The 12,660-nt window shown below is 56.1% G+C and carries 11 protein-coding genes; all 11 read right to left on the bottom strand.

The genetic code is table 11. The features are described from left to right. Positions 1-171: 171 nt before the first annotated feature. The 11 genes from LOS79_RS28910 to LOS79_RS28860 all read right to left on the bottom strand — a co-directional run bounded on the left by LOS79_RS28910 (position 172) and on the right by LOS79_RS28860 (position 12,637). A complete protein-coding gene (locus LOS79_RS28910; protein WP_315414239.1) occupies positions 172-1,248 on the bottom strand; it encodes a bifunctional 3-deoxy-7-phosphoheptulonate synthase/chorismate mutase in 1,077 nt (358 codons plus the stop codon). Between the two features lie 499 nt (positions 1,249-1,747). Then, complete coding sequence (locus LOS79_RS28905; protein WP_315414237.1) at positions 1,748-4,021, bottom strand: PAS domain S-box protein; 2,274 nt, start codon at positions 4,019-4,021, stop codon at positions 1,748-1,750. Between the two features lie 220 nt (positions 4,022-4,241). Beyond that, positions 4,242-4,631 (bottom strand): response regulator, encoded by a 390-nt coding sequence (locus LOS79_RS28900; protein ID WP_315414236.1) that lies wholly within the window; start codon positions 4,629-4,631, stop codon positions 4,242-4,244. Between the two features lie 202 nt (positions 4,632-4,833). After that, complete coding sequence (locus LOS79_RS28895) at positions 4,834-5,508, bottom strand: Na-translocating system protein MpsC family protein (RefSeq protein WP_315414234.1); 675 nt, start codon at positions 5,506-5,508, stop codon at positions 4,834-4,836. A gap of 281 nt (positions 5,509-5,789) precedes the next feature. Beyond that, positions 5,790-6,146: a 4Fe-4S binding protein gene (locus LOS79_RS28890; RefSeq protein WP_315414232.1), complete on the bottom strand. Its 357-nt coding sequence runs from the start codon at positions 6,144-6,146 to the stop codon at positions 5,790-5,792. Then, positions 6,143-7,759, bottom strand: coding sequence for an FAD-binding protein (locus LOS79_RS28885; protein ID WP_315414230.1), 1,617 nt, complete (start codon positions 7,757-7,759; stop codon positions 6,143-6,145). Before LOS79_RS28885 ends, LOS79_RS28890 begins: the two co-directional genes overlap by 4 nt. 34 nt (positions 7,760-7,793) lie before the next feature. Continuing rightward, positions 7,794-8,864, bottom strand: coding sequence for an ABC transporter substrate-binding protein (locus LOS79_RS28880; RefSeq protein ID WP_315414229.1), 1,071 nt, complete (start codon positions 8,862-8,864; stop codon positions 7,794-7,796). 62 nt (positions 8,865-8,926) lie between these two features. Further along, entirely contained in the window at positions 8,927-9,259 is a 333-nt protein-coding gene (locus LOS79_RS28875) for a 4Fe-4S binding protein (protein WP_315414228.1), read from the bottom strand. Then, positions 9,256-10,863, bottom strand: a complete 1,608-nt coding sequence (locus tag LOS79_RS28870; RefSeq protein ID WP_315414227.1) for an FAD-dependent oxidoreductase — start codon at positions 10,861-10,863, stop codon at positions 9,256-9,258. Before LOS79_RS28870 ends, LOS79_RS28875 begins: the two co-directional genes overlap by 4 nt. A 34-nt stretch (positions 10,864-10,897) precedes the next feature. Beyond that, positions 10,898-11,785, bottom strand: a complete 888-nt coding sequence (locus tag LOS79_RS28865) for an ABC transporter permease (RefSeq protein ID WP_315414226.1) — start codon at positions 11,783-11,785, stop codon at positions 10,898-10,900. A gap of 15 nt (positions 11,786-11,800) precedes the next feature. Further along, positions 11,801-12,637, bottom strand: a complete 837-nt coding sequence (locus LOS79_RS28860) for an ABC transporter permease (protein ID WP_315414225.1) — start codon at positions 12,635-12,637, stop codon at positions 11,801-11,803. Positions 12,638-12,660 lie beyond the last annotated feature (23 nt).

Genomic DNA, 12,660 nt, shown 5'->3' with positions numbered 1-12,660 from the left:
TATAGGTTTCAGGCTTTTGCTGCAAAGCCCGGGTCCGGTGCAACGCCAATGCCTAATATTGTACCTGACCCGCCTTAACCTCCACAAAAGGACAACCCTTGCTTGTAAGCGATATCTCCCCTTCTAATCTCGTTAATCCTTCTACTTGCGCCAAAATACTAGTTAATCAGATTAACGGTATAACCCGGATGCCTTCACTTCATTGAAGAAGTGGTTGAATTCCTCAATATTCAGCTGCTGCTGGGCGTCGGACAAGGCTGTGGCCGGATCCGGATGCACCTCCACCATAATTCCGTCGGCTCCGGCAGCAAGTGCCGCTTTGGCACATGGAATCAGGATATCCTTGCGTCCGGTGGAGTGGGTTACATCAACCAGCACCGGCAAATGGCATTCCTGCTTCAGAATCGGCACAGCAGAGATGTCGAGTGTATTGCGGGTCGATTTCTCATAAGTGCGGATACCGCGTTCAATCAGCATAATCTCCATGTTCCCCCGGGACATGATGTACTCAGCCGCATGCACGAACTCGTCCAGTGTTGCCGACAGCCCGCGCTTCAGCAGCACCGGCTTGTTCACTTCACCTACCGCCTTGAGCAGCTCGAAGTTATGCATATTCCGTGCGCCGACCTGAATGACATCCACATAGTCGAGCGCCTCTTCAATATGACGGGGATCCACAATCTCACTGATCGTCAGAAGCCCGTATTCATTAGCGGCTTCACGGAGAATTCTCAGACCGTCCATGCCCAGACCCTGGAAGTCATAAGGCGAGGTACGGGGCTTGAAGGCTCCGCCGCGCATAACCTTTACTCCGGCCTTCTGCAGGGCAGCAGCAACGGTACGGGTCTGCAGCTCGCTCTCCACCGAGCACGGGCCGGCAACCATCAGCGAAGAGAGACCGCCGACAGTAACGTCTCCCGGAAGCACAATAACGGTATCCTCGGCATGATTTTTCCGTGCAACCAGCAGGGATTTCTTGTGCTCTGTACTTTGCAGGTCGAGCGAGGCGGAGAAAATCTGTTTGAACAGTGTACGGATGGTTCCGCTGGTGAAAGGCCCCTTGTTGCTCGCCACTAATTTCTCCAGCATTGCCTTCTCGCGCTCAGGATCGAACTTCGGCACGCCCTGCTTTTCTTTGAGGACACCAATCTCCTGAACAATTCCGGCACGCTCCGAAATCAGCTCCAGCAATTGCCCGTTAATCTCATCCAGTCTTGCTCTCAAGTTATCCAATTCAACATTGCTCATTACCTGACACTCCCTTTTTGTAGTTAATGGTTAAGCCTATGAACGAACGCAAAAAGGCCCCCCGCCGCAAGGGACGAGGAGCCGTGGTACCACCCTTATTTAGAGTTTTATCCTGCCGTAGCATCGGCACCCGGGAACTTCTGTGAACCTCCCGGCCTGGGACTAACTCTGTCTTACACCCTTTAACGCTGGAAGCGGGCCTCCCTACACATACCTGCTGCAGCGAGGTACTTCAGGGACCGACTCGGAAGTGAACTTCGGCACTAAGCGTCAAATGAGGGTGCTCTCAGTCTCCGGCACGCCTTCCCTGTTAAGATCCGCTGTCAGTGCTTACTCTCTTCGTCATTGTCATTACATGGTATATTGATGCGTCTTATGCATCTGGTTTCTGCTATCTTAATCAAAATGACTTCCACATGCAAGATGTCACGAGAACGCATTACAGCTTTAACGCAGTATTGTGTACAGAGTGTGAATAAACACCTGGAAATGCTGCTGTTCAGAAAAATTTCCGGATCATCTCAGCAATGGCTTCGCTTCTCAGCGGCTTGCTGATATACTCATTCATTCCTGCTGCAAGGCAGATTTCCCGGTCGCCTTTGAGCGCGTTGGCCGTTACTGCAATAATGACCGGCTGCTTGTCCGCCGGCTGTGTCTCCCGGATTCTGGAGGTTGCCACAAGACCGTTCATACCCGGCATCTGCACATCCATGAAGATCAGATCGTAGCTGTCACGGCCGGTCATCTCCAGCACCTGCAGCCCGTCTTCCGCAACATCAACGGTAAATCCGCGCTTCTCCAGAATTTTGCGCAGCACAATTTGATTAACCGCATTATCTTCAGCCACCAGAATCCGCAAGGACCGGCTCGGCGGCAGTGAATTCTGTACCGCCGCTGAGCCCGCTTCAGCAGGGGCTACGGACTTTTCTTCCTGAAGAACTACGGTAAATACAAAGGTCGCCCCTTGCCCTGCTGTTGCATCCAGATCAATACGTCCGCCCATCAGCTCCACCAGCTGTTTGCTGATTGCCAGCCCCAGGCCGGTACCTTCAGCCTTACGGCTCATGAACTGCTCCAGCTGATAGAACGGCTCAAATAACCGGCTGCGGGCAGCTTCCGGAATACCTATTCCCGTATCGGCTACTGTAAATTGCAGGGTTACTCTTTGATCCGTCTCTTCCTCCGGCAGCTTCTGCACGCTAACCTTAACCTCGCCTGTGCAGGTAAACTTTACCGCATTGCCGACCAGATTAAGCAGAATCTGCTTCAGTCTTTCGCCGTCGCCAAGCAGCTGCTGCGGCACGTCCGGATTCACCTCGACTCTGAGCGCAAGCCCTTTGCCCTCCGCCTTGTGCACCAGCAGCTCAAGAGCAGAATCCATGCAATGCTTCAGCACAAACGGCTCTTCATGCAGCTGGGTTTTGCCGGCTTCAATCTTCGAGAGATCCAGAATATCGTTAATGATATTCAGCAGGGATTCCCCGCTCTGGCGGATAATCTCCAGGTACTCCCGCTGCTGTGAAGCCGGACCCACGAGGTCCAGCAGCAGATCCGTCATCCCGATTACGCCGTTCATCGGCGTACGGATTTCATGGCTCATCATCGCCAGAAATTCACTTTTGGCCCGGTTCGTATTCTCTGCGGTTTCCTTGGCAATGAGCAGCTTCTTCTGCTCCGTAATATCCTTGACGATGATGTAAAAGCCGACCGTAGCCTGATGGATAATAATCGGGGCTATGGTGGTCAGCACCTCTACAGAATGCCCGTCCTTATGCCGGACATGGTCAATACTGCGTTCTGTGAAGCCCTGCGCATGGCTGGAGCCGATCACATCCTGCAGGTGATGATCCCCGATAAGCCGCCCGACGCTGATTCCGGCCAGCTCCGGAATCGTATAGCCGGTAAGCTGGACGGCCTTCTCATTGCCATTGATGATCTTCCCTTCCAGATCAAGCGATATGATGGCATCATGGTTATACTTCTTCAGTGAGGTGTAACGCTCAACCGTCTCCTGCAGCTTCTGCTCCACAAGCTTGCGCCAGGTGACATCACGCCCCGAAGCCAGCACGTTTGGCACTCCGCCGTCTTCCACAATGCTCAGGCTGAACTCGATCCAGAGGTATTCCCCGCCGGCATTCAGCACCCGCAGCTGTATATTCTGCTGCTCCGCAGGCTGTGCAGCAGCCGCAGAGTCCAGGTCCTCCGGATGGATCAGGCTGCGCAGATTCCTGCCGATGAGCTCTTCCGGCTTATACCCCAGCACTTCCAGAACGGAAGGTGAGCAGTACCTGCAGACTCCGCCCGGTGTAGCCAAATAAACGATATCCCTGATATGATCCGCAATCAGCCGGTACAGCTTCTCATCAGCCTGCGGAGAGAGCCCTTCCCCGGTCTCCCTGCCGGAAACCCCGGTCAGATGAACGATATAATACAGCCCCGCCCCGCTTGAAGGCTCCCTGACCAGTGCCACATGCAGCAGCAACAGAACCGCAGAGCCGTCCGCATGACGCATCCGGGTCTCCACTTCAAAGAAGGGGGCTTCCCCCGCTGTTAAAGTCCCCATCCTGTGCCTATATATTTCCAGGGAATCCCCATATAAGAATTCCGTAAATTGTTGTCCCAGTAATTGTTCTTCCGTATACCCGAGCAGCAGGATTACGGCCGGATTCACACTGCTCCACTCTTCCGACATGGACAGAAATGCGACTCCGGCTGTTCCCGTCCTGAATGCATGTTCAAATGGAGAAGACGCCTCCGTATGCTGTCTTAGCATAAGATCCACCGCCCGTTTGTGGAGTAATAAATACAAGTCATTTATATTAAATCTGTAATATAAATATCTTGCATAATCGGGCGAAAGTCAAATGATTCTGCCAGTGTATGGGCAATCAAAGGTGAAGCAGATATTGCACCCCGCGAACCGGACTTCAGACAGAGTTCTCCCCAGTTCCCCGCCTTTAGTTAATCCCCTATTACTTGTAATCTCTGCCCGTCTACACTGACCCTTCCAGCAGCCGTTCTACGGTTGCAGTCAACAGCTTGACCTGAAAGGGCTTGGTGATATAGGCAGCAAAGCCTTTATTACGGGCTTTCTCAATATCCGATGCTTGAGCAAATGCGCTGGTTCCCAGCACAGGAATACGGCAGGTCGCCTCATCCTGCTGCAGGATTTCCATGGCTTCATATCCGTTAAGGCCGGGAAGCCCGATATCCAGAATGATCAAGTCCGGCAGCATCTCCCGGGCTATTGTCAGGCCGAGCTCTGCCGTTTCAGCTTTCAGCAGCAATACGGAGGGCAGATTTCTTTTGAAGATATGATGCATTAAAGCCATGTTGAGCTGATTATCTTCCACATATAGTACTGTCCGCTTGTACTCCTCCATCCGGCGTATCCTCCTATAAATATCCCCGCAAAGGACTCAGCAGAGACCCCAAAACATAAAAATTGTATCTCCAAAGTCCGGCACAATAGGCTGTAAACAGGCGGAAAATAAAAAAACCGAAGAAAGGGACGAATCCCCCTTCTTCGGCTCATGTTCGGCTCATTGTCATGTCCGACTCATTTCCACCCTGTTTGCAGTTTACTTATTGAAAAGTGTACGCTATCACACTGGTATCTTTGTCGAAATCCCAGTCCACATAAATATCCGACAGCTCCTTGCCGAGCATCGGGGCAATTGTGGTGGTATCTTCCAAATATCGCTTCTCCATCTTGCGTTTGGTCGTCTTCAGTGTATTCTCATAGCCGAGCCCGATCAGTTCCTTCTCCAGCGGAATAAGAATACCTTCACGCTTGATAATCAGAATACGCGGACCAAGCCACCAGGAGTCGGTAAAGACCGGTTCCTTCTGCACCTTGCTGCTCACTTCGTTAATCTGGGAATGAACCTCTTCACGCCCTGCATAATTGTCGGTAACCACACTGTCATTCTTGATAAGTGCAACGATCATCCCCGACGCGTTATGTATGCCCCAATCATAGAAAAGCTCGCCGACCTCAATAGCCATATTATCCTTCAGGTACGCCGACAATTCAGGGAGCAGGGACTTCATCAGCAGCTCACGGGTGTAGCGAAATGCCTGTTCTTCTTCCTTACTTAACAAAAATCTCTCCACAGGCCCGATAAAGTTGCGGATATGCAGTGCGATACATTGCTCTCCGATAGAAGCATGTATCGACTCAGGTCCCTTCCCGAAGCGTTCCCGCAGTAGTCTTCCCGTAAAACTGGAAAGCTGGCTAGCAAGTTCTGTATTGCTCATTCAATTTCCTCCAGCATAATATTCTTGTGTCTGTGTATACGTGTATGGGGAGAAACTCCGCCTGCTGAAGTAACGGTTCGTTCAATTCAGTATAATCTTAAAATACCGGGTTCGTATATACCAAACTTTACGTCCAGCCAAATACCGCAGCAAGTATATTTTTACCTTTGCCAGCTCCTCCTGCCTCTTATGCAGACGGATATTTTGGAAAAAAGTTGCAAAAAAAGAAGTGCAGAAGCTGTTATTAGCCTGCACTCCAATAGTATAGCCGGGTATCACCGTTATTCGCTTCCTCCCGGGTTCCGGTTCGCCTCGGTAAAAACCTCAAAAAATGGCGTCGTATCCCGCCCGGCCATCGTCTCCTCCGCACCGGGATTCCAGCCGATCTCTGCCCGCCAGCTGCCGAGCAGGCCTGAGGCTATAAGCTCCTGCTCCTCAGGATGAGCCAATATCTCTGCTTGCGGCGCTACATACAGCGCGTCCACCGGACAATAAGCCTCACACATGAAGCAGGTCTGGCAATCCTCCTGGCGGGCAATTACAGCAAGCTTGCCTTGCAGCTCGAACACATGGGTCGGACACACCTTCACACACAGACTGCAGCCGATGCAGCGGTCCTGGCTCACCAGCTCAATCATATCGCCCGCTCCTCTCCCGGCGTGCGGGCATGCAGTTCATGGGCATGCGGCACGCTTTCGGTCCGTATGCTGATCCGCTCAATGCCGGAGAGAATCAGGCGGTGGGTCTGGCGCGGGTCCAGCACCGGGTACTCGGCCAGGTGCTGCAGCCCGCGGCTCTCCTTGCGGGCCAGCGCAGCGGTGTATATCCAGCGGCCGACAGTCAGCATGGCGGCCGCTTCACGGCTCTGCACGATGCCCTGAACCGTCGCGGGCACCTGCCCGCCCAGTCCGGGCATCAAGCTGTTCAGCCGCTGCAGGCTTGCAGCGACCACGGGCTCGCTGCGGAAGTAATTGATCTGCAGCGGCAGGATCTCCCGCTGGACGGCCGCAATCAGCGGCTTCGCGTCCAGCGCCCTTGCGGAGCCGGCGCCAGCCGGCAACCCGTAGCGGCCTGCCGCGCGGAGCAGCCGGCTGTCCGCCGGGCGCGGCCCGCGCAAAGCGTGCCGCGCTGCGCCTGCTCCTGCCCAGCTGCCGCTGCAGATGGCCCAGGATGCATTGTAGGCGCCGCCGCCGGAGATGGCGCCGGTCACTTTCTCGCGGGAGGCGGCATCTCCCGCGGCGTACAGGCCGGGCACCGATGTGCCACAATCGGTGCCCGCCAGGCGCAGGCCGCCCGTGCCGCGCATCGTGCCTTCATAGCGGAGCGTGAGCGGGAATTTATCCTTGAACGGATTAATTCCCGCCCGCTCCAGCGGCATGAAGAAGATCGGGTGGGCTTTCCGCAGGAATGCCTGCTTCTCCGCCGTATCCGCCAGATCCAGCGAAGCATAGACCGGCCCCTTCAGCATCAGCTCGGGGATGCTGCCGAAGGTGCGGTCGCCGCGGTGCAGCGGCTTCCCCGCAGCGTCATACAGCGTGGCCCAGGCCAGCATGCGCCCGCGTGTCACTGTTCCATCCGCGAAGCTCGGGGCATACTGGCGGCTGAATTCCATGCCGGACAATTCGGCCCCGGCTTCGGCTGACATCAGCAGCCCCTCCCCGGTCAGCACATTGCAGCCCAGTCCCTTGCTGAGGAAGGTGCAGCCGCCTGTCGCCATAACCACCGCATTCGCCTTCACCTCCCAGCGCTCTCCGGTCAGGCGGTTGATACCGCGTGCACCGCCTGCCCCGTGCTGATCATGCAGCAGCTCAAGCGCCGGAGACTGATCCCATATGCGCACGCCCGCCTTGCGGACTGCCCTGCGCATAATTTTCATATACTCAGGCCCGTGCAGATGCGTCCGCAGCGGCCTGCCGTCTTCATCCTTCGGGAAGGGATATCCCCATTCCCCGACCAGTGTCAGATTCTGCTCCACCTGATCCAGCACACGGTGAATCCAGGCATTCTCCGAGAGATAACCGCCTGCCTTCAGCCTGGCCTGCACGGCCTGCTCCCGCAGCTCTGCCACCGGGGGAATGACCAGGAGCGTTGTTCCGCCCGGCGCAGTGGCCCCGCTTGTTCCAAGATATCCTTTGTCAGCCAGAATGACCTTTGCACCCTGCGAGGCTGCACTCCATGCCGCCCATGCTCCGGCTGGCCCTCCGCCCAGCACTAGTACATCTGTCGTTACCTGCTGATGCTGCTGCGGCATTCTGCTGCCTCCCTTCGGTTCACCGTTCTTAATCTTACTTAAGCTGCCAGTCGCTGATATTGAAATCCTTCTTGGCCAGCTTCTCATCAACCAGGAAATTCTTGGTTCCCTCCAGCAGCTTCGTGCCTTCGTCCGTGAACGCTGTATCCTTGATATCACTGATCGGATTCACCTGCTTCGCAAGCTCCGGGGTGGTATCCCCGATCTCGGCCAGGAATGCATAATACTCATCTTCATGCTGCTTCAGGTCAGCCAGCGCCTTCTCCCGCGCTGCATTCCACGCTTTAGGGAAATCAGGGAACTTCTTAAGATATTCCTCCGATACAACCGTCGCACTGCTTCCGAGCAGATCCGGATGACTCGACGCATCATCCAGGTGGGTATAGCCCTGCTCAATCAGCTTCAGCGCAGGCACACCGAGATTCGTGGTCGCATCCACATCTCCGCGGGCAAGCGCTGCAGTCGCATCCGGAATCAGCATATGAACCAGCTTATAGTCCGTAATCCCCTCCTGCTGCAGCAGGCCGACAACATAACGGTGCATGAACGAGCCTTTTTGAATCGCAATCGTCTTGCCCTTCAGATCCTGTACAGTCTTCGGTCCATCCTTCTTCCCGATCAGATAACCGACCGTATGGGCCGAGCTTTGGCCGATCAGCCGGGTCTTGGCTCCCGAAGCATAGGCAATAATGGCCGGGGTGTCCCCCAGACTGCCGAAATCCAGCCGTCCGCTAATCAGTGATTCTGTCTGGTCCGGGCCGTTCGGGAAGCCGGTCAGCTTCACTTCCGTAATCCCGTATTGCTTCAGCTCTTCCTGAATAATTCCTTTGTATAAGCCCCAGCCCTCTGCACCGCCGGGCAGATTCAGCTTGTTCGAGCCGATGAACCCGAAATTCAGTACCGCCGGAGCATTGCCGGCCTCTCCACTGCCTGCCGCCTCGGCTGTATCCGTTCCGCCGCCGTTTGCTGCACTGCCGCTGTTCCCGGAGCCGGCATTATTGGCGCAGGCCTGCAGCACCAGCATAATCATCACCACACCTGCGATCAGCGTGAGGCGCCCCCTTGTACTCCATACACCAGTAATCTCTCTGTACAATTTATTCATTGCCCTGTTCTCCCCTCAGTCATCTGCCGGATGTTTGATATTGTTATTGGTTACTGCCTGCTTCAGAACCCTGCCCTGGCCGCCAGCTGATACATGAATTCATGAGCGGCCACCGGCTGTCTCCCCCTGCCCCAGCCCACCTTCTCGCGGTACCCGCCGAGCAGTCCCTGCTGCTCCAGCTCCGCTTCAGTAATTCCGGTAATCTCCTCGGAATCGGGAGCCACATACAGAGCGTCTACCGGACAGTACAGCTCGCACATGAAGCAGGTCTGGCAGTCGCTCTGCCGGGCGATGACGGGTATTCCGTCCTCCACCCGGTCGAATACATTGGTCGGGCAGACGGATACACACTGATTGCATTCTATACATCTGTCCGCGCTGATTACTTCAATCACAGCAGTACACTCTCCTTCGCTACCTCTTCTGCCTTAACCCAGATCTGGTCCAGCCCGCCGCTGATCAGCCGGTGATGCTGGCTGTCGTCGCTTCCCTTGAAGTCCTCGCGTTTATGCATTCCCCGGGTTTCAGTGCGGGCCAGTGCGGAGCTGTACATCCAGCGGGCCGTTGCCGTCATCGCCTCTGCTTCCCGCGCCTTCACGCCCTCCGGCGTGCGCTGGATCTCCCGGCTGCGCTGCTCTTTCCACAGTCCATCCAGACGTTCCAGCGAGGCGGCCAGCCCCTGCTCTGTGCGGAACAGATTGATGTCGTACGGTTTGACCTCCGCCTGCACTGCCTCTACATATTCCGCAGTTCTGGCTGCCGCTCCCGCTCTCACTTCCTGGTGAACCAGCGGTGAAGAGGACAGTCCGGATGGGGCACGGTGATCCGAGTGCCGGCCGAGCCCGGCTGCATAGGCTGCCGCGCCTTCTCCGGCGAAGGAGCCGGAAGACATCGCCCAGGCGGCATTATGGCTTCCCCCTCCGGTGAACCCGCCGCAGATCAGCTCACGGGTAGCCGCATCGCCTGCAGCATATAGCCCTGGTACGCCTGTGCCGCAGCTCTCATCTGTAATCCGGATGCCGCCTGTTCCGCGGACAGTCCCTTCCAGCCGCAGCGTTACCGGGAATGCATCCTTGAAGGGATTGATCTCCCGCCGGTCAAACGGCAGGAAGAAATTCGTCTGGGCCACCCGCAGCAGCGGCTGCAGTGCTTCATCAGCCCCGTCCAGCTTAGCGAATACCTGGCGGCCCGCCAGCAGATTCCTGGCAATTACGGAACGGCCCTTCTTGGAGCCTGCTCCTTCCACTACACTGCCGTCCTCATAATAGAAGCTGGCGTAGCTGTAATATGCGGTCTTCGTTACAGAGGAGAAGGTCGGGCAGATCGCATAGGCATTCGAGAACTCCATGCCCGACAGGCTCGCCCCTGCTTCAGCCGCGAATAAGTAGCCGTCACCCGTCAGAACATTGCAGCCCAGCGCCCTGCTGAGGAATGCACAGCCTCCGGTAGCAATCACTACCGCCCCGGCATGCACGCTCCAGGCTGCTCCGCCTTGCGTCTGTATCCCGGCGGCTCCGGCTACACCGTGCTCATCAGCAAGCAGCTCCAGCACCGGGCTGTGGTCCAGAATCTTCACTCCCGCCTTCTTCACCAGCTTGCGCATAAGGCGCATATATTCAGGTCCCTGCAGGCTGCGGCGGTATTGATTCCCTTCCTCATCCACCGGGAACGGATAGCCGGCAACCCCAAGCCTGTTCATATTCTCGTAGGTACGGTCCAGCACCCGGTCCATCCAGCGGTGCTCGGCCAGCTTGCCGCCCATCGCATAGCGGCTGGCCTTGGCTGCCTCGCGCAGCTCCGCCTCCGGCTTCACATACCAGACTCCGGTGCCTGACGGGGCCGTCGCGCCGCTGGAGCCGCAGTACCCCTTATCAGCCAGGATCACCTTGGCCCCCTTGGCTGCAGCTGTAAGTGCCGCCCATGTTCCTGCCGGACCTCCGCCGATTACCAGTACATCCGCTGTCAGTGTCAATGTTTCCTTTAGTGCCGGTTGGTTCATGTTCTTGCCCCCTTGGTTTCATTAGCCTTAGCCTTCAGCCTTGATAGCTGTCACGCCAGTACAGGAATTTGCGTTCGATCACGCGGAACAGAGAATCGATCAGCTTGCCTACCACTGCGAAAATAATAATTCCGACAAAAATCACCGCCGTATTGGAGTTCTGCTTCGCTTCATTAATCAGAAACCCGACCCCTGACTGTGAGCCGATCAGCTCAGCAACAACCAGGCCAATCCAGGCTACAGCCATCGACAGGCGCAGGCCCAGCAGAATACCGGGCAGCGCTGCCGGCAGGATCAGCCGCCTCAGCTTCTGCAGCGGGCTGAACCCGAGCACCCGGGACACTTCAAACAGTTTGTTGTCCACTCCCCGGATGCCCATAAATGTATTAATATAGAGCGGAAAGAAAGCGCCGCTCATAATAATAACCACCTTCGAAATTTCCCCGAAGCCGAACCACAGAATAATCAGCGGTGCTATGGCCAGATGGGGAACCAGCCGCAGAATCTGCACACTCGGGTCCAGCAGATAAGCTGCTGTCCGGAACAGGCCGGTCAGCGTCCCCAGCAGGAGGCCGAGAATTCCTCCAATCAGGAATCCGATGCCTGCCCTTCCGATACTGACGCCCAGATGATGAGTAAGCTCCCCGCTTACGGCCAACTCGGCAAATGCGGAGAGAATCGTCAGCGGTGCCGGAAGAAATTCCGGCGAGATCCATCCGGCACTCCCGGCAAGCTGCCATACGGCGATTACTGCTACGGGAATTAGCGCCCCGGTGCCCCAGTCGGACAAAAGAGATTTCCAGGAAGCAACAGTTAATCTTCTCTTGTTGTTATGCGTAGTAATTGAAGCTGTTCCGCTATAATCACGGGCTTCCCTTACCCCCTTGGCGGTCTTGATTATTGCTTCTATCCCTTCACTCATGCGGTTCTTTCCCTCCTATCCTTGATAGCTGTCCCGCCACCGCAGCAGCCGCCGTTCAATCAGACGGACCATCGTATCGCTGATCAGGCCTGCAGCAGCAAAAACAATAATTCCGACAAATACGACAGGCGTATCGGCAAACTGCCGGGCATCCGACATCATGTAGCCGATTCCCGAGGTGGAAGCAATCAGCTCCGCCACCACCAGACCCAGCCATGAGAGGCCCAGCGACAGCCGTACACCGAGCATGATATTCGGCACTGCCGCCGGCAGCACCAGCCGCAAAATCTGCTTCCCTCTGCTGAAGCCCAGCACCCGGGCTACCTCGAAAAGCTTATTATCGGTCCCCCGTATTCCCATGAAGGTATTAATATACAAGGGGAAAAACGCGCCCTTGGCGATCAGCAGCACCTTGGATTCTTCGCCGATGCCGAACCAGAGAATGAACAGCGGCACGACTGCCAGGCTGGGGATCATCCGGATCATCTGCAGCGAAGGATCAAGCAGCTTCTCCGATCTGCGGAACAATCCGACCAGAATCCCGAACAGCAGTCCAAGCCCGCTGCCCAGCAGGAACCCTGAAAGTGCCCGTACCGCACTGATGCTGAAGTTATTCCATAAGTCTCCGGCAGAAGCCAGCGCAAGGAAGGACAGGGCAATCGTATAAGGCGCCGGAAAGAGCATCTCCGAGATCAGCCCGTAATGTCCTAATATCTGCCACAGGATTAATACGCCTGCCGGCAGCAGCAGCCCGAGTCCGGCAATTGCCGCTTTTCCCGGCCCTTGGGATCTTCGCGTTCTTCCGGCATTCCCGGCATTCCCGGCATTCGCTGCTATAGCCCGCTCAGCCATCGCTGTTCCTCCTTTCCATTTCC

The sequence above is a fragment of the Paenibacillus sp. MMS20-IR301 genome, from assembly GCF_032302195.1.
Lineage (GTDB): Bacteria > Bacillota > Bacilli > Paenibacillales > Paenibacillaceae > Paenibacillus_AQ.
Note: the sequence above shows the minus strand (reverse complement) of the source record. Positions and strands in the feature narration are given on the sequence as shown.

Coding starts and splice junctions, on each gene's coding strand:
- LOS79_RS28910 (WP_315414239.1), bottom strand. CDS start 1,248: ATGAGCAATGTTGAATTGGATAACTTGAGAGCAAGACTGGATGAGATT.
- LOS79_RS28900 (WP_315414236.1), bottom strand. CDS start 4,631: ATGGAGGAGTACAAGCGGACAGTACTATATGTGGAAGATAATCAGCTC.
- LOS79_RS28870 (WP_315414227.1), bottom strand. CDS start 10,863: ATGAACCAACCGGCACTAAAGGAAACATTGACACTGACAGCGGATGTA.
- LOS79_RS28860 (WP_315414225.1), bottom strand. CDS start 12,637: ATGGCTGAGCGGGCTATAGCAGCGAATGCCGGGAATGCCGGGAATGCC.
- LOS79_RS28885 (WP_315414230.1), bottom strand. CDS start 7,759: ATGCCGCAGCAGCATCAGCAGGTAACGACAGATGTACTAGTGCTGGGC.
- LOS79_RS28895 (WP_315414234.1), bottom strand. CDS start 5,508: ATGAGCAATACAGAACTTGCTAGCCAGCTTTCCAGTTTTACGGGAAGA.
- LOS79_RS28905 (WP_315414237.1), bottom strand. CDS start 4,021: ATGCTAAGACAGCATACGGAGGCGTCTTCTCCATTTGAACATGCATTC.
- LOS79_RS28880 (WP_315414229.1), bottom strand. CDS start 8,864: ATGAATAAATTGTACAGAGAGATTACTGGTGTATGGAGTACAAGGGGG.
- LOS79_RS28865 (WP_315414226.1), bottom strand. CDS start 11,785: ATGAGTGAAGGGATAGAAGCAATAATCAAGACCGCCAAGGGGGTAAGG.
- LOS79_RS28890 (WP_315414232.1), bottom strand. CDS start 6,146: ATGATTGAGCTGGTGAGCCAGGACCGCTGCATCGGCTGCAGTCTGTGT.